General features: G+C 68.2%; 13 protein-coding genes and 1 pseudogene. 4 read left to right on the top strand and 10 right to left on the bottom strand.

All coding sequences use genetic code 11. The annotated features are described in order from the left end of the window. Positions 1–22: 22 nt before the first annotated feature. Genes aceK through AC1DYK_RS11705 form a run of 3 tightly spaced genes read right to left on the bottom strand, consistent with a single transcriptional unit; the run spans position 23 to position 2,990 of the window. Positions 23–1,834: a bifunctional isocitrate dehydrogenase kinase/phosphatase gene (aceK, locus tag AC1DYK_RS11715; RefSeq protein ID WP_478166457.1), complete on the bottom strand. Its 1,812-nt coding sequence runs from the start codon at positions 1,832–1,834 to the stop codon at positions 23–25. A gap of 3 nt (positions 1,835–1,837) precedes the next feature. Beyond that, a complete protein-coding gene (can, locus tag AC1DYK_RS11710) occupies positions 1,838–2,554 on the bottom strand; it encodes a carbonate dehydratase (RefSeq protein ID WP_478089999.1) in 717 nt (238 codons plus the stop codon). A 40-nt stretch (positions 2,555–2,594) separates the two neighbouring features. Then, positions 2,595–2,990 (bottom strand): MerR family transcriptional regulator, encoded by a 396-nt coding sequence (locus AC1DYK_RS11705; protein WP_478166554.1) that lies wholly within the window; start codon positions 2,988–2,990, stop codon positions 2,595–2,597. Positions 2,991–3,085: 95 nt separating this feature from the next. Here AC1DYK_RS11705 and AC1DYK_RS11700 point away from each other — a divergent pair, with 95 nt between their 5' ends. The 4 genes from AC1DYK_RS11700 to AC1DYK_RS11685 all read left to right on the top strand — a co-directional run bounded on the left by AC1DYK_RS11700 (position 3,086) and on the right by AC1DYK_RS11685 (position 7,258). Then, positions 3,086–4,147, top strand: coding sequence for an MBL fold metallo-hydrolase (locus AC1DYK_RS11700; RefSeq protein WP_478166456.1), 1,062 nt, complete (start codon positions 3,086–3,088; stop codon positions 4,145–4,147). Beyond that, positions 4,144–5,460, top strand: coding sequence for a leucine-rich repeat-containing protein kinase family protein (locus AC1DYK_RS11695; RefSeq protein ID WP_478166455.1), 1,317 nt, complete (start codon positions 4,144–4,146; stop codon positions 5,458–5,460). The genes AC1DYK_RS11700 and AC1DYK_RS11695 overlap by 4 nt, the downstream gene beginning before the upstream one ends. Further along, positions 5,457–6,356, top strand: coding sequence for a pseudouridine synthase (locus tag AC1DYK_RS11690; protein ID WP_478166454.1), 900 nt, complete (start codon positions 5,457–5,459; stop codon positions 6,354–6,356). Before AC1DYK_RS11695 ends, AC1DYK_RS11690 begins: the two co-directional genes overlap by 4 nt. Before the next feature lie 131 nt (positions 6,357–6,487). Continuing rightward, positions 6,488–7,258, top strand: coding sequence for an SDR family oxidoreductase (locus AC1DYK_RS11685; protein ID WP_478166453.1), 771 nt, complete (start codon positions 6,488–6,490; stop codon positions 7,256–7,258). Between the two features lie 118 nt (positions 7,259–7,376). Here the strand turns inward: AC1DYK_RS11685 and AC1DYK_RS11680 are convergent, their stop codons facing one another. The 7 genes and pseudogenes from AC1DYK_RS11680 to AC1DYK_RS11650 form a co-directional block, all read right to left on the bottom strand. Next, a complete protein-coding gene (locus tag AC1DYK_RS11680; RefSeq protein ID WP_478166452.1) occupies positions 7,377–8,258 on the bottom strand; it encodes a M48 family metallopeptidase in 882 nt (293 codons plus the stop codon). A gap of 10 nt (positions 8,259–8,268) precedes the next feature. Beyond that, positions 8,269–9,033 carry a lysophospholipid acyltransferase family protein gene (locus AC1DYK_RS11675; RefSeq protein WP_478166451.1) on the bottom strand — a complete coding sequence of 255 codons (765 nt, stop codon included), beginning with the start codon at positions 9,031–9,033 and terminating at the stop codon, positions 8,269–8,271. Next, positions 9,033–9,608 carry a D-glycero-beta-D-manno-heptose 1,7-bisphosphate 7-phosphatase gene (gene gmhB / locus AC1DYK_RS11670; protein WP_478089992.1) on the bottom strand — a complete coding sequence of 192 codons (576 nt, stop codon included), beginning with the start codon at positions 9,606–9,608 and terminating at the stop codon, positions 9,033–9,035. The genes AC1DYK_RS11675 and gmhB overlap by 1 nt, the downstream gene beginning before the upstream one ends. Before the next feature lie 11 nt (positions 9,609–9,619). Beyond that, positions 9,620–11,761, bottom strand: coding sequence for a glycine--tRNA ligase subunit beta (glyS, locus tag AC1DYK_RS11665; protein ID WP_478166450.1), 2,142 nt, complete (start codon positions 11,759–11,761; stop codon positions 9,620–9,622). A gap of 5 nt (positions 11,762–11,766) precedes the next feature. Then, positions 11,767–12,672 carry a glycine--tRNA ligase subunit alpha gene (gene glyQ, locus AC1DYK_RS11660; protein WP_478089990.1) on the bottom strand — a complete coding sequence of 302 codons (906 nt, stop codon included), beginning with the start codon at positions 12,670–12,672 and terminating at the stop codon, positions 11,767–11,769. A 207-nt stretch (positions 12,673–12,879) separates the two neighbouring features. Continuing rightward, on the bottom strand, positions 12,880–13,947 hold the full coding sequence (locus AC1DYK_RS11655; RefSeq protein ID WP_478166449.1) for an asparaginase: 1,068 nt from the start codon (positions 13,945–13,947) through the stop codon (positions 12,880–12,882). A gap of 108 nt (positions 13,948–14,055) precedes the next feature. Next, positions 14,056–14,290 (bottom strand): annotated as a pseudogene (locus AC1DYK_RS11650) (CoA-transferase subunit beta); the annotation flags it as partial.

Below are 14,290 nucleotides of genomic sequence, written 5' to 3'. Positions count from 1 at the left end.
GAAATTGCTCCTTCAGTGGTTGTCAGAAATACGGCGCGTGGCCGTCGTGCTTGAAGCGCTGGGCCTCGTCATAGGGAAAAACATCGAGCATCTGGCCGGCCTGGATCCGCTGCTTGTGGCTCTGCCAGAAGGCGGCGTCGAGCAGGTCGGCGTGGTGGGCCATGAAGGCCTCGCGCACCGAGGGGTTGCCCAGCAGGAAGGGCTCGAAAGTCTCGGGGAAGACGTCCTTCGGACCGACCGAATACCAGACCTCGCCGCTCATCTCGTCCTCCTCGTTGCGCGGCGTCGGCACCTTGCGGAAATTGCAGTCGGTGAGGTATTCGATCTCGTCATAGTCGTAGAACACCACCTTGCCGCCGCGCGTGACGCCGAAGTTCTTCCACAGCATGTCGCCCGGGAAGATGTTCGCCGCCACCATGTCCTTGATCGCATTGCCGTACTCGATCACCGCATGCTCCAGCTGCTTGCCCGCCCGCTTGGCATGCTCGGGCTGCTCGAGCAGGTCGAAGGACTCCTGCAGGAAGATGTTCAGCGGGATCATGCGGCGCTCGATGTAGACGTGCTTGACCACCACTTCCATCTCCCCGTTGCCGTCGCGGTCGCCGATCTCGAGCTGGCTCGGGGCGAACTTGCGGATCTCCTCGATCAGCTCGGGTTCGAAGCGGTCGAGCGGAAAACCGACATCGCTGTACTCGAGCGTGTCGGCCATCCGGCCCACGCGGTCGTGCTGCTTCACCAGCATGTACTTGCTCTTGATCTGCTCGCGCGTCGTCTCCTTCTGCGGCGGATAGAAGTCCTTGATGACCTTGAACACATAGGGGAACGACGGCAGGTCGAACACCAGCATCACCATGCCCTTGATGCCCGGCGCGATGCGGAACTTGTCGGTCGAGTAGTTCAGGTGGTACAGGAAGTCGCGGTAGAACAGCGTCTTGCCCTGCTTGGCGAGCCCGAGCGCGTTGTAGATCTCGGCCCGGGGCTTGCGCGGCATGAGCGAGCGCAGGAACTGCACATAGGCCGACGGCACCTCCATGTCGACCATGAAATAGGCGCGCGCGAAGCTGAACAGCATCTGCAGGTCGTCCTCGCCGAACAGCGCCGCGTCGACATAGAACTTGCCCGCGGCATCGTGCAGGATCGGCAGCGCGAACGGCAGCTCGACGAAGCCGTTGTTGACCTTGCCGACCACATAGGCGCCCTTGTTGCGGTAGAACAGGCCCGACAGCACCTGCAGCTGGAAGTTGGCGCGCAGCTTGATCTGGTGGAAGCGCCCGAGGATCGCGGCCGCCACCCGCTCGGCATCGCGGCGGCGGTCGGCATAGCCGCCCTGCAGCGCGTAGTCCTCGAGCATCCGCTCGACCGTGTCGGCCAGCGTTTCGCGCTCCGGGTAGTAGGCGCGGTAGGTGGGCGCGTCGCGCGGCTCGATGTATTCGGTGCTGATCGCCGGCCGCACGAAGATGAAGTCGTTCTGGAAGTAGGCGCGGTGCAGGATCTTGGTGGTGACCGAGTTGAAGAAGCTCTCGGCCAGTTCCGGCTGGTGGTGGTCGACCAGAAGGCCGATGAAGTGCAGCTTGATCTGGTGCCAGACGTCCATCGGCTGCTCGCCGGCCTTGAACTCCTTCTCGAGCCGGGCCACCGCCTCGCTGACCCGCAGGTCGTAGAACTCGATGCGCTCGCGCTGCGCGCGCTGCTGGCCATGCCAGTCGGCGGTCTCGAAGCGATGCTTGGCGCGCGCCGACTCGGCGCGGAAGAGCCGGTAGTGCCGATCGAAGCCGTCGCGCATCGCACGCGCGATGTCATAGGCGAGCGGTGAATCGAGGCGCTGCGGAAACATGGTTCAGTCGGCCAGGCCGATCGCATCCGGCAGGCTGGGGGTGCTCTCCGACGGCTTGCTCCACTTGTAGCGGATTCGCTGCACGGCGGCGCGGTACTGCGTCTCGAGCGGCTTGGAGCCGTCGATGGTCATGCCCAGGTCCTGCAGCAGGCCGTCGTTGACGCCGAAGGCCCAGCCGTGGATGGTCACCTCCTGGCCGCGGCTCCAGGCGTCGACCATCACCGTGCTGACGCTGACGTTGACGACCTGCTCGGCCACGTTGAGCTCGCACAGCGCATCGGCGCGCACGGCTTCGGGCAGGCTTTCGAGCATCACGCGGTGCCGGTCGCGCACGTCCTGGATGTGGCGGATCCAGTTGTCGGCGATACCGATGCGCGCGCCCTCGAGCGCCGCCTGCACGCCCGAGCAGCCATAGTGGCCGACCACCATGATGTGCCGCACCTTGAGCCGCTCGACGGCGAACTGGATGGCCGACAGCGCGTTGAGGTCGGAGTGCACCACGATGTTGGCCACGTTGCGATGCACGAAGACCTCGCCCGGCTCGAGGCCGGTGATCTGGTTCGCGGGCACCCGGCTGTCGGAGCAACCGATCCACATGTACTTGGGCGTCTGCTGCTTCACCAGGCTGGTGAAGAAGCCGGGACGATCGCGCTCCATGCGCGCCGACCAGGCGCGGTTGTGGGCGAACAGGTCCTCGAGAGGGTCGGGTGTGTTGTCCATGGGTCTTTCGTGGTGTGTGTTGGGGTGCTGCGGCGGTCGCTCAACGCGTCTTCGGCTTCGTGGTGCGCGCCAGCGCGGCGCGCGCCTGCTTTTCCTGGGCCCGGACTTCCGCCAGGTTGGCCTGCAGCTCGACCAGCTGGCTTTCGAGCTGCTCGCGGTGGCCGCCGAGCACGCCGAGGAAGCGCTCGAGCTGCACCGCGGTGTCGCGCGGACTGTCGTACATGTCGAGTATCTCGCGGGCCTCGGTCAGCTTCAGGCCGAGCCGCTTGGCGCGCAGCGTGAGCGTGAGGCGGGCGCGGTCGCGCGCGGTGTAGATGCGCTGCAGCCCGTCGCGACGCGGCGCCAGCAGTCCCATGTCCTCATAGAAGCGGATCGCCCGCGTGGTGAGGTCGAACTCCTTGGCGAGCTCGCCGATGGTGAAGGTCTGCGAAGGCATGTGGGGGCCGGAAAGCGTGTGCGACAGCAGGTTTGAGCGGCTCTGCATACAATGATGGGTCAAAGCCATGACGTTTACGTTAACGTCAATCGTACATGAACATCCTCGAACGCGAACTCCACTACCCCCTCGGCGACACCCTGCCGGCCCCCGGCGAAACCCTCGAAGTGGCGCCCGGCGTACGCTGGATCCGCATGGCGCTGCCCTTCGCGCTCGACCACATCAACCTCTGGCTGCTGCGCGACACCCTCGACGGCGTCGAGGGCTGGACCGTGGTCGACTGCTGCATCGCGCACGATGCCGCGCGCGCGCAGTGGGAGCAGATCTTCGAGACGCAGCTGCAGGGACTGCCGATCCTGCGCGTCATCGTGACCCACATGCACCCCGACCACATCGGCCTCGCGCACTGGCTGTGCGATCGCTGGAAGGCGCCGCTGTGGATCAGCTCGACCGACTACCACGTGGCGCGCGTGCTCACCTCCGCCGGCGACACGCTGGCCGGCGGCGACGCGGCGGCCGACTTCTTCGCCTCGCACGGACTCACCGACCCCGAGTCGGTCGCCAAGATCCGATCGCGCACCAGCTACTACGCCAACATGGTGCCCTCGGTGCCGGCGAACTTCGTGCGCATGATGGACGGCGACACGGTCGACATCGGCGGCCGCGGCTGGCGCTGCATCAGCGGCTACGGCCACGCGCCGGAACACATCGCGCTGTACTGCGAGGAACTCAACGCGCTGCTGGGCGGCGACATGATGCTGCCGCGCATCTCGACCAATGTGAGCGTGCATGCCGGCGAGCCCGAGGCCAATTCGCTGCGTCTCTTCCTCGACAGCATCGAGCGCTTCAAGGCGCTGCCGGTCGACGCGCTGGGCCTGCCCTCGCACGGCAAGCCGTTCACCGGCATCCACCGCCGTGTCGAGCAGCTCAAGGAGCACCATCGCGACCGCCTGGCCGAACTGCTGGAGGCCTGCACCGCGCGCCCGCACAGCGCGGCCGAGGGCCTGCCGATCCTGTTCAAGCGCCAGCTCGACCTGCACCAGATGACCTTCGCGATGGGCGAGACCGTGGCCCACCTGCACCTGCTGTGGTTCTCGGGGCAGGTACAGCGCCGGCTGGGCGAGGACGGCATTTACCGGTTCGGCGCCTTCTCGTGACGACATTGAGCCGCCTGCGCGCGGGCGAACTGGCCGGGGCGCAGCGGCTCGACCTGTCTGCCGGCCTGAGCGAGTTTCCACGCGAGATCTTCGATCTGGCGGACTCGCTCGAGGTGCTCAACCTTGCGGGCAATGCGCTGAGCGACCTGCCGGACGACCTGCACCGGCTGCACCGCCTGCGCGTGCTCTTCTGCTCCGACAACCAGTTCACCGAGTTGCCCGAGGCGGTCGGGCGATGCGGCCGGCTCGAGATGGTCGCCTTCAAGGCCAACCGCATCGAGCGGGTGCCCGCGCCCGCGTTGCCGCCTGCGCTGCGCTGGCTGATCCTCACGGACAACCGGATCGACGCGCTGCCGGATGCGCTCGGCCAGCGTGCGCGGCTGCAAAAGCTGATGCTCGCGGGCAACCGGCTGCGGGCACTGCCGGAGTCCATGGCCGCCTGCCGCGCGCTCGAACTGCTGCGCATCTCGGCGAATCGCTTCGAGGCGCTGCCGGGCTGGCTCCCGTCGCTGCCGCGCCTGTCGTGGCTCGCCTTTGCGGGCAATCCCCTCGACGAAGCAGCCGAAGCGCAGGCGATGGATGCCCAGCCGACGCCGACCATCGACTGGCATCGGCTCTCGCTGAAGCAGCAACTCGGAGAAGGCGCCTCGGGCGTGATCCACCAGGCCGACTGGCTGCAGCCCGACGGCCGCCCTCGGCCGGTTGCGGTGAAGCTGTTCAAGGGCGCCGTGACCAGCGACGGCTGGCCGCACAGCGAGATGGCGGCCTGCATCGCGGCCGGAACGCATCCCGGCCTGATCCCGGTGCTGGGGCGGATCGAGAACCATCCGGCAGCGAGCGCCGGCCTGGTGCTCGAATTGGTCGACACGACCTTCCGCAACCTGGCCGGGCCGCCGAGCCTGCAATCCTGCACGCGCGACGTCTATGCCGACGACGCCCGCTGGTCGACGGACACCGCGCTGCGCATGGCCCGGGGTATCGCCTCGGCCGTCGCCCGTCTGCACGCGCGCGGCATCCTCCACGGCGATCTCTACGGCCACAACATCCTCTGGAACGGCCAGGGCGACGGCCTGCTCGGCGACTTCGGAGCGGCTTCGTTCCTGCCGCGCGACGATGCCGCGCAGTCGCGGGCACTGCAGCGCATCGAGTCCCGCGCCTTTGGTTGCCTGATCGAAGAACTGCTCGATCGCTGTGCCCCGGCCGATGCGGCCACGCAGGCATTGCTGGGCGGCATCCGGTCGCGCTGTCTCGACGACGACCCCGCCGCGCGCCCGCTGTTCGCCGAGATCGCCGCCGCGCTGGCTGCGCAATGAACGCCCTGCCGCTGCCCGTGCGAGACGGCGTCGGCCCGAGCTGCGCCGCGCTGCCGGTCGGCGACTGGCCGACGATCGCGGAGTTCCTGGTGCAGCGCTTCGCGGCGATTCCGCGCGCGACCTGGGAGGCCCGCATCGAGGCCGGCGACGTGGTCGACGAGCATGGCGTGCGCGTCACCCGCACGCGGCCTTACCAGCCGCGGCTGCGGGTCTACTACTACCGTGCGCTCGACTCGGAGCCCGTCATCCCGTTCGACGAACAGGTCCTGCACCGCGACGCGCACCTGCTGGTGGTCGACAAGCCGCACTTCCTGCCGGTCACGCCGGTCGGCAAGTACGTGCAGCAGAGCCTGCTGGTGCGCCTCAAGCGCAAGCTGGGCCTCGAACACCTGGCGCCGCTGCACCGCATCGACCGCGAAACCGCGGGCATCGTGCTGTTCTCGGTGTTGCCGGCCAGCCGCGGCCCCTACAGCGCGCTGTTCGCCGATCGCGCCATCCACAAGCGCTACGAGGCGATCGTTCCCTGGCAGCCCGGCGGCACGCTGCCGGCCACGCGCCGCAGCCGGCTCGCGCCCGACGACCATTTCATGCGCATGACCGAGGTCGCCGGCGAGCCCAACGCCGAGACGCACTTCGAGCTGCTGGAAGCGCACGAAGGCTGGGCGCGGCTGGGCCTGTCGCCGGTCACCGGCCGCCGGCACCAGCTGCGGGTGCATTGCGCCGCGCTCGGCATGCCGATCCGGAACGACGCGATCTACCCGGCGCTCCTGCCCGAAGGCAGCGACGACTTCGACCGGCCGCTGCAGCTGCTGGCCCGGGAAGTCGCCTTCCTGGATCCGCTGACCGGCGCCGAACGGCGCTTTGCGAGCCTGCGCTCGCTGGCCTGGCCAACCTGAATGGCCCCCACGCTCCCCCACTTCGTGTGGGTCGCTGGCACCAAGGTGACCCCCTCCAGAGGCCGTGCGCACTAAGCTCCGGCAAGCCGCTCGGCCGGCGAAACGCACCGCATACCCAGGAGACACACCGCATGGACACCACCCGACTCTTCTCGCTCAAGGGGCGCACCGCGCTCATCACCGGCGGCTCGCGCGGCATCGGCCGCATGATCGCCGAGGGCTTTCTGGCGCAGGGCGCCCGCGTCTACATCTCGGCGCGCAAGGCCGCGGCCTGCGACCAGACCGCGAAGGAGCTTTCGGCCTTCGGCCACTGCGTCTCGCTGCCGGCCGACGTGTCCACGCTGCAGGGCGCGCAGGGGCTGGTCGACGCCTATGCGAAGCACGAAGGCGCGCTCGACATCCTGGTCAACAACGCCGGCGCGGCCTGGGGCGCACCCTATGACGAGTTCCCCGAAAGCGGCTGGGACAAGGTGGTCGACCTGAACCTCAAGACGCCCTTCTTCCTGACCCAGGCACTGACGCCGATGCTCAGGAAGGCGGCCACCGACCACCTGGCCAAGGTCATCAACATCGCCTCGATCGACGGCATCTCGGTCAACCCGCAGGAAACCTATTCGTATGCGGCGAGCAAGGCCGGGCTGATCCAGCTGACGCGCCGGATGGCGCTGCGGCTGGCACAGGACCGCATCGTGGTCAGCGCGATCGCGCCGGGCGCCTTCGCGTCGGACATGAACAAGGACGCGCGCGATCACGGCGAAGAGGTGAAAGAGCGCATCCCGGCCGGCCGCATCGGCACGCCGGAAGACATGGCGGGCGCCGCGATCTACCTGGCTTCGCGCGCTGGCGACTACGTGATGGGCTCGACGCTGGTGGTCGACGGCGGCGTGACGCACGCGAGGTAGCAGACCGGGCGGCCCGGCGCCGGCCTGGATGGCCCCCACGCTCCTCACTTCGTGTGTCGCTGCCCCCCGAGGGGGCCGCAGGCCGCCTTGGGGCGGCCCGGCGCCGGCCTGAGCGCATCTACCAGCGCGGCACCGGCTCGTCCTTGAGCTGCCTGCGCAACTGCTGGTAGTCGGGCAGCACGCTTTCCACGGTCTCCCAGAAGCGCGGGCTGTGGTCCATCACGCGCAGGTGGCTCAGCTCGTGGGCGACCACGTAGTCGATCACCGACATCCGGAAGTGCACCAGTCGCCAGTGCAGGCGAATGGCACCGTCGGCGCTGGCGCTGCCCCAGCGCGTGGAGGCGTTCGACAGCGACAGCTTGTTCCAGGCGACGCCCAGGCGCGGCGCGAAATGGTCGAGCCGCTCGATGAAGATGCGGCGCGCCTGGCGCATCAGCCAGGCCTGGGCGGCATCGCGGATCTGCGCCGCGCTCGCATTCCTCGCCAGCGCCAGGCGCAGGACAGGGGCCTCGCCGCCGTGGCCCGTACCGGCGTCGAGCACCGCGCCGACGCCATCGAAGGCGTGATGCGGATCGAGCCGCACGCTCACCTGCTGGCCGAGGAAAGGAAAGACGACACCGTCCGCCCACTCGATGCGCGCCGACTCCAGCCGCGCGTGGCGCTGCTGCGTCTCGGCCAGCTTGCGCAGGATCCAGTCGCCCTTCTCCTTCACCGCGGCATCGACGTCGCGCAGCGCCACCCAGCGCGGCGCCCGCACCGACAAGCCTTCGGCCCCGACCACGAAGCCGATGGTGCGGCGCTTGCCGCGCGTGAATTCGTAGGCCACGCGGGCGTCGGCCAGCAGGATCTCGCGCGTGGCACGCGGGTGGATGAAGCTCGCCGGACTCAGCGCGTCGGCCAGCGGGATCGCCGGCACGCGCGGTCCCTCGGTCGGCGGCGGACTCGGCTCGGCCGCAGGCGCGTCGAACAGATCGAGCGTGAACTGCAGCAGGCCGCGCATGGTCGGGATCTCAGGCGGCGGTGGATGCGGCGGCGGCGGCCGGCGCATAGGCCTCGGGATCGAGCCGGCGCATCTCGGCCTCGATCCACGCCTCGACCTCGCGCATCAGCTCGTCGGGCTTGCGGCCGACACTCGAAATGGCCGGCCCGATCGAGACGTCGACCACGCCCGGGCGCTTGATGAAGGCCTTGCGCGGCCAGACCTTGGCCGAAGTCACGGCGATCGGGACCACCGGCACGCCGGTCTCGCAGGCGAGCCGCGAGCCGCCGCTCTTGTAGTTGCCCTTCTGGCCGCGCGGGATGCGCGTGCCTTCGGGAAACATGATGATCCAGATGCCCTGCTCGAGCAGCTTGCGGCCCTGCGCCACGACCTTGTTGAAAGCCTGCGTCTTCTGGCTGCGATCGATGTGGATCATGTCGAGGCGGGCCATGGCCCAGCCGAAGAACGGCACGTAGATCAATTCCTTCTTGAACACGTAGGCCAGCGGATGCGGCATCAGCGTGGGCATCAGGAAGGTCTCGTAGGTCGACTGGTGCTTCACCAGCAGCACGCAACCCGCGAGCTTGTCGGTCGGCAGGTTCTCCATGCCGGAGACGCGGGTGCGGATGCCGAGCAGCACCCGTGCGCCGCCGATGGCCCAGCCGAGCCAGGTCGCGGCCATCCAGTACAGCGGGATGCCGCGCTTCCAGAGCGAGCTGACGCACATGATGATCCCCCACGGGATCACGGTGACGAGCATCCACAGCGCGTGGAGGACGGAACGGACGAAATCCATCAGACAGCTACTTTCAGCGTGGCGCGCTCTTCGCGCTCCAGCAGGAAATCGACGAAGGCCGCGAGGTCCTCGTGGACCTGGGTGTTCGGCGGGTATTCGGGGGGCAGCGGCACGCCGCGCAGAGCCTGGCCCATGCCGGTCAGCAGCAGGTGCGGCTCGCAGCCCGCGGCCGCGCCGGCCTGCAGGTCGCGCAGGCTGTCGCCCGCGGTCGGCACGTGGGACAGATCGACGCCGTAGCGCTCGCCGATCTGCAGGAACAGGCCGGGCTTGGGCTTGCGGCAGTCGCAGCCCTCGTCGGGGCTGTGCGGGCAATAGAACACGGCATCCACCCGGCCACCCACGGCCGCCAGCATCTTGTGCATCTTGGCGTGCATCGCATTGAGCGAGACGACATCGAACAGCCCGCGCCCGAGGCCCGACTGGTTCGAGGCGATGACCACGTGCCAGCCCGCATGGTTGAGCCGCGCCACGGCCTCCAGCGCGCCCGGCAGCGGCGTCCACTCGATGTCGCTCTTGACGAAGTCCTCGCGGTGCGCGTTGAGCGTGCCATTGCGGTCGAGGATGACGAGTTTCATGGTGTCTCTTTTCAGGCGGCCAGCCGTTCGAGCTGCGCCACCCGGTTCATCGCGGCGTGCAGCAGCATCAGCAGCCCGAGGCGGTTGAGACGCAGGTCGGCCTGCTCGGCATTGACCATCACGCCGTCGAAGAAGGCATCGACCGGCTCGCGCAGCGCGGCCAGCGTCTGCAGCGAGGCGGTGTAGTCGCCCTTGTCGAACTGCGCGTCCGCGACCGGCACCACCTGCCGCATCGCGGCATGCAGCGCCTTCTCGGCCGGCTCCTGCAGCAGCAGCTCGCTGACGTGCGCATCGGCCTCGGGCGACTTCTTGAGGATGTTGCCGATGCGCTTGTTGGCCGCGGCCAGCGCGGGCGCCTCGGGCAGCGCGGTGAAGGCGCGGACAGCGTCGAGCCGCCTCGGGATCGTCGCCCACACCCCCAGCTTGCGCACATAGACGGCCGCGTCGATCTCGACCGCCGAGTAGCCTTCGTCCTTGAAATAGCTCTTGAGACGCTCGATGAGGAACTCATCGAGTTCGACGCTCCGGTCCTCCAGAAGGCCCGGCGCAAAGACACCGAACGCCTGTCGCGTGAGCTCATGGAACTGCAGCGGCAACGAACGCTCGATGAGCATGCGCACCACACCCAGGGCATGACGCCGCAGCGCGAACGGGTCACGATCGCCCGTGGGCAGATTTCCAATGCCAAACATGCCGACCAGCGTTTCGAGCTTGTCGGCAAGCGCAACGGCGACGCCCACCATGTCGCGCGGCAAGGCGTCCCCGGCGAAGCGAGGCTTGTAGTGGTCCTCGATGGCATCGGCAACCGTCGCATCGAGCCCGTCGTGCAGCGCGTAGTAGCGGCCCATCGTGCCTTGCAGCTCGGGGAATTCGCCAACCATGTCCGTCACGAGGTCGGCCTTGGCGAGTTGTGCCGCCTGCACAGCATGCGCGGCCAGCTTGGTATCGCCGGACGCAGCGCCCAACTGCTCGCCGATGAGGTGGGCGATCTGCATCACTCGCCGCACCCGCTCGCCCTGGGTGCCGAGCTTGTTGTGATAGACCACCTTGGCCAGCGCCTCGACCCGCGAGGCCAGCGACTTCTTGCGGTCCTGGTCGAAGAAGAACTTGGCGTCGGCCAGCCGCGGGCGCACCACGCGTTCGTTGCCGCCGACGACCGCGCTGGCATCGTCGGGGCTGATGTTGCTGACCACCAGGAACTTGTTGGTGAGCTTGCCCGCCGCGTCGAGCAGCGGGAAGTACTTCTGGTTGGCCTTCATCGTGAGGATCAGGCATTCCTGGGGCACGTCGAGGAACTCGCGCTCGAACTCGCACACCAGCACGTTCGGCCGCTCGACCAGGGCCGTGACCTCGTCCAGCAGCGCGTCGTCATGGATCGGCTGCGTGCCGCCACCGATGTTCACGGCCGCTTCGGCGAGCTGCCGCGCGATCTCGTGGCGGCGGGCCTCGAAGCCGGGGATGACGGCGCCCTGCTCGCTCATCTGGCCGGCATAGCTGTTGGCGTCGCGCAGTTCGATCGGATCGACCGCGGCCTCGAAACGGTGGCCGTGCGTCTGCCGACCGGCCGTGAGTCCGAGCGCTCCGACCGGCACGATCGCGTCGCCGTGCAGCGCCACCAGGCCATGGGCCGGCCGCACGAAGCTCACGCTGCTCCAGCCCGGCAGCTCGCAATTCGTCTCGAGCTGATAGCTCATGACCTTGGGGATCGGCAGCTTCGCGATCGCCTCGGCCAGCGCCTTCTGCAGGCCTTCGGCCAGCGTTGCGCCCTTGGCGGTGCTCTGGAAGAACAGCGCCTCGGCCTTGCCGTCCATCGCGCGCTGCAGCCCCGGCACCGCGCTGGCATCGGCGCCCAGCGCCGCCAGCCGCTTGAGCAACGCGGGCGTGGCCTGGCCCGCGCCATCGAGGCCCACCGTCACGGGCATGAGCTTCTGCGACACATCCTTGTCGGCGGCCTGCGCCAGCACGTCGGTCAGGTGGGCGGCCAGCCGCCGCGGCGAGGCATAGGCCGTGAGCACCGAGCCGGCATCCGCCAGGCCCAGGGCGACCAGTTGGTCGCGCAGTTGCGAGGCAAAGGCGTCGCCGAGCTTCTTCAGCGCCTTCGGCGGCAGTTCCTCGACGAACAGTTCGACGAGCAGGTTGTTCTTGGTGGTCATATCGCTCAGGCCGCCTTCTTCGTCATCTGTGCGACCCACTCGCGCGGCGCCATCGGGAATCCGAGCCGCTCGCGGCTCTCGTAGTAGCTTTGCGCGACGCTGCGCGCGAGGTTGCGGATGCGGCCGATGTAGGCCGCGCGCTCGGTCACGCTGATCGCGCCGCGCGCGTCGAGCAGGTTGAAGCTGTGGGCCGCCTTGAGCACCTGCTCGTAGGCCGGCAGCGCGAGTTGCGCCTCCATCAGCACCTTGGCCTGCTTTTCATGCGCGGCGAAGGCCGTGAACAGGAACTCGGCGTCGCTGTGCTCGAAGTTGTAGGTCGACTGCTCGACCTCGTTCTGCTTGAAGACATCGCCGTAGCTCAGGCCCTCGGTCCACTTCAGGTTGTAGACGTTGTCCACGCCCTGCAGGTACATCGCCAGGCGCTCCAGCCCGTAGGTGATCTCGCCGGTGATCGGGCGGCAGTCGATGCCGCCGACCTGCTGGAAGTACGTGAACTGCGTCACCTCCATCCCGTTGAGCCAGACCTCCCAGCCCAGGCCCCAGGCGCCGAGCGTGGGGTTCTCCCAGTCGTCCTCGACGAAGCGGATGTCGTTCTTCCTGAGGTCGAAGCCGAGCGCCTCGAGCGAGCCCAGGTAGAGCTCCAGGATGTTGCTCGGTGCCGGCTTCAGCACCACCTGGTACTGGTAGTAGTGCTGCAGCCGGTTCGGGTTCTCGCCATAGCGGCCATCCTTGGGGCGGCGGCTCGGCTGCACGTAGGCGGCCTTCCAGGGCTCGGGGCCGAGCGCGCGCAGGAAAGTGGCGGTGTGCGAAGTGCCGGCGCCGACCTCCATGTCGTAGGGCTGCAGGAGCGCGCAGCCCTGGGCATCCCAGTAGGCTTGGAGCTTGAGAATGATTTGTTGGAAAGTCAGCATGTTGAGCCTGGTGGCCGCAAGGAAGCGAAACGCCCCCGACGCGGCGAACCGGCCATTTTAAGAGCCAGAACCGCACCCCACGAGCCGCCCCGCGCCAGCCGGGGCGTGTTCCGGAAATACCGCGGATCCGGCTCAGCCGGTCCGCCGGTATTGCCCCCCGGCAGGGGGGTGGGCGGCTACACGCAGTGAGCCAACCTGGGGGGCGAGTCAATACTCCCAGAAAATCCGCTGCAATTCCTTCGTATCCTTGGTCTTGGTGAGGGCCACCATCGCCAGGATCCGCGCCTTCTGCGGCCGCAGGTCGTGCGCCACCACCCAGTCGTACTTGTCGTCGGGCTGTTCGGCGTTGCGGATCACGAAGCCGTCCGGCACCCGCGAGCTGCGGATCACCAGGATGCCGTCGGCGCGCACCTTCTGCAGGACCGGCACGATGCGGTCAGCCACCGAGCCGTTGCCGGTGCCGGCATGAACGAGCGCCTTGATGCCGCTCTTGGCCAGCGCGTCGATAGCCGTCGGCGGCACGCTCTGGTAGCCATAGGCGATCTCAACCGGCGGCAATGCATCGATCTTGTCGATGTCGAACTCCGACTGCATCGTGTGGCGCTTTGCCGGCAGGCGGAACCAGTAGTTGCGGCCCTCGACGATCATCCCGAGCGGCCCCCATTGGCTCTTGAATGCCTCGGTCTTGACGTTGACCGTCTTGTTGACGTCACGCCCGGTATGGATCTCGTCGTTCATCGTCACGAGCACGCCCTTGCCGGCGGCATCCTTGCTGGCCGCCACGTTCACCGCGTCGTACAGGTTCAGCGCGCCGTCGGCCGACAGCGCGGTGCCCGGACGCATCGAGCCGACCACGACGATCGGCTTGGGGGTGTGCACCGTGAGCGTCAGGAAGTAGGCGGTTTCCTCGATCGTGTCGGTCCCATGCGTGATCACGATGCCGTCGACGTCGGCCTGCTTCGAGAGCGCCGAGACGCGCTTGGCGAGGACCAGCAGGTTGTCGTTGGTCAGGCTTTCGGAAGCGACCTGGAACACCTGCTCGCCACGGACGTTGGCCACCTTCGACAGTTCGGGCAGCCCCGCGATCAGCTTGTCGACCGGCACCTTGGCCGCCGAATAGGTGGCGCTGTTGACGGCCGTGGCGCCGGCGCCGGCGATGGTGCCGCCGGTCGCGAGGATCACCACGTTAGGCAGGCCCTGGGCATGCGCGAGGGCAGCGGCGGCGAGCAGCACGGCGGCGGCCGCGAAGGCTCGGGTTCGAGAGGCGAGGGTCATGGCAGCTCCTTCGAATGTGATGAGACGGAAGGAACGTTAGCGGAAAGCACACCGGCGCGGCAAGCGCGGCGCGAGCCACCCTCGCGGGCCAGCCGAGAATGCCTGCGCTCAGGCGATGTAGAGCCGGTCGGAATCCAGCCGCCGCAGTGCCGACAGTTCGCGCACGCTCGGTGCCTCGGTGGTCGCGATGTGCCTGTCGTGCAGCAGCGTGAAGCCGGTGTTGTCCTGCACCTGCTCCAGCGTGACGCCCGGGTGCAGCGCGACGATCTTCATGTGCCTGGTCTTGTCGTCGAAGCCGAAGATGCCCAGGTCGGTCACCACCCGGAACATGCCGCCGGCCAGC

The organism is Variovorax sp. P2_H12, from assembly GCF_056403395.1.
Note: the sequence above shows the minus strand (reverse complement) of the source record. Positions and strands in the feature narration are given on the sequence as shown.

What these genes read in the sequence shown, in the direction of transcription:
- glyS (WP_478166450.1), bottom strand. Translation starts at nt 11,761, where the DNA reads ATGACCACCAAGAACAACCTGCTCGTCGAACTGTTCGTCGAGGAACTG.
- AC1DYK_RS11680 (WP_478166452.1), bottom strand. Translation starts at nt 8,258, where the DNA reads ATGCGCGGCCTGCTGCAGTTCACGCTCGATCTGTTCGACGCGCCTGCG.
- AC1DYK_RS11675 (WP_478166451.1), bottom strand. Translation starts at nt 9,033, where the DNA reads ATGGATTTCGTCCGTTCCGTCCTCCACGCGCTGTGGATGCTCGTCACC.
- glyQ (WP_478089990.1), bottom strand. Translation starts at nt 12,672, where the DNA reads ATGCTGACTTTCCAACAAATCATTCTCAAGCTCCAAGCCTACTGGGAT.
- aceK (WP_478166457.1), bottom strand. Translation starts at nt 1,834, where the DNA reads ATGTTTCCGCAGCGCCTCGATTCACCGCTCGCCTATGACATCGCGCGT.
- AC1DYK_RS11655 (WP_478166449.1), bottom strand. Translation starts at nt 13,947, where the DNA reads ATGACCCTCGCCTCTCGAACCCGAGCCTTCGCGGCCGCCGCCGTGCTG.
- gmhB (WP_478089992.1), bottom strand. Translation starts at nt 9,608, where the DNA reads ATGAAACTCGTCATCCTCGACCGCAATGGCACGCTCAACGCGCACCGC.
- AC1DYK_RS11705 (WP_478166554.1), bottom strand. Translation starts at nt 2,990, where the DNA reads ATGCCTTCGCAGACCTTCACCATCGGCGAGCTCGCCAAGGAGTTCGAC.
- can (WP_478089999.1), bottom strand. Translation starts at nt 2,554, where the DNA reads ATGGACAACACACCCGACCCTCTCGAGGACCTGTTCGCCCACAACCGC.
- AC1DYK_RS11690 (WP_478166454.1), top strand. Translation starts at nt 5,457, where the DNA reads ATGAACGCCCTGCCGCTGCCCGTGCGAGACGGCGTCGGCCCGAGCTGC.
- AC1DYK_RS11700 (WP_478166456.1), top strand. Translation starts at nt 3,086, where the DNA reads ATGAACATCCTCGAACGCGAACTCCACTACCCCCTCGGCGACACCCTG.
- AC1DYK_RS11685 (WP_478166453.1), top strand. Translation starts at nt 6,488, where the DNA reads ATGGACACCACCCGACTCTTCTCGCTCAAGGGGCGCACCGCGCTCATC.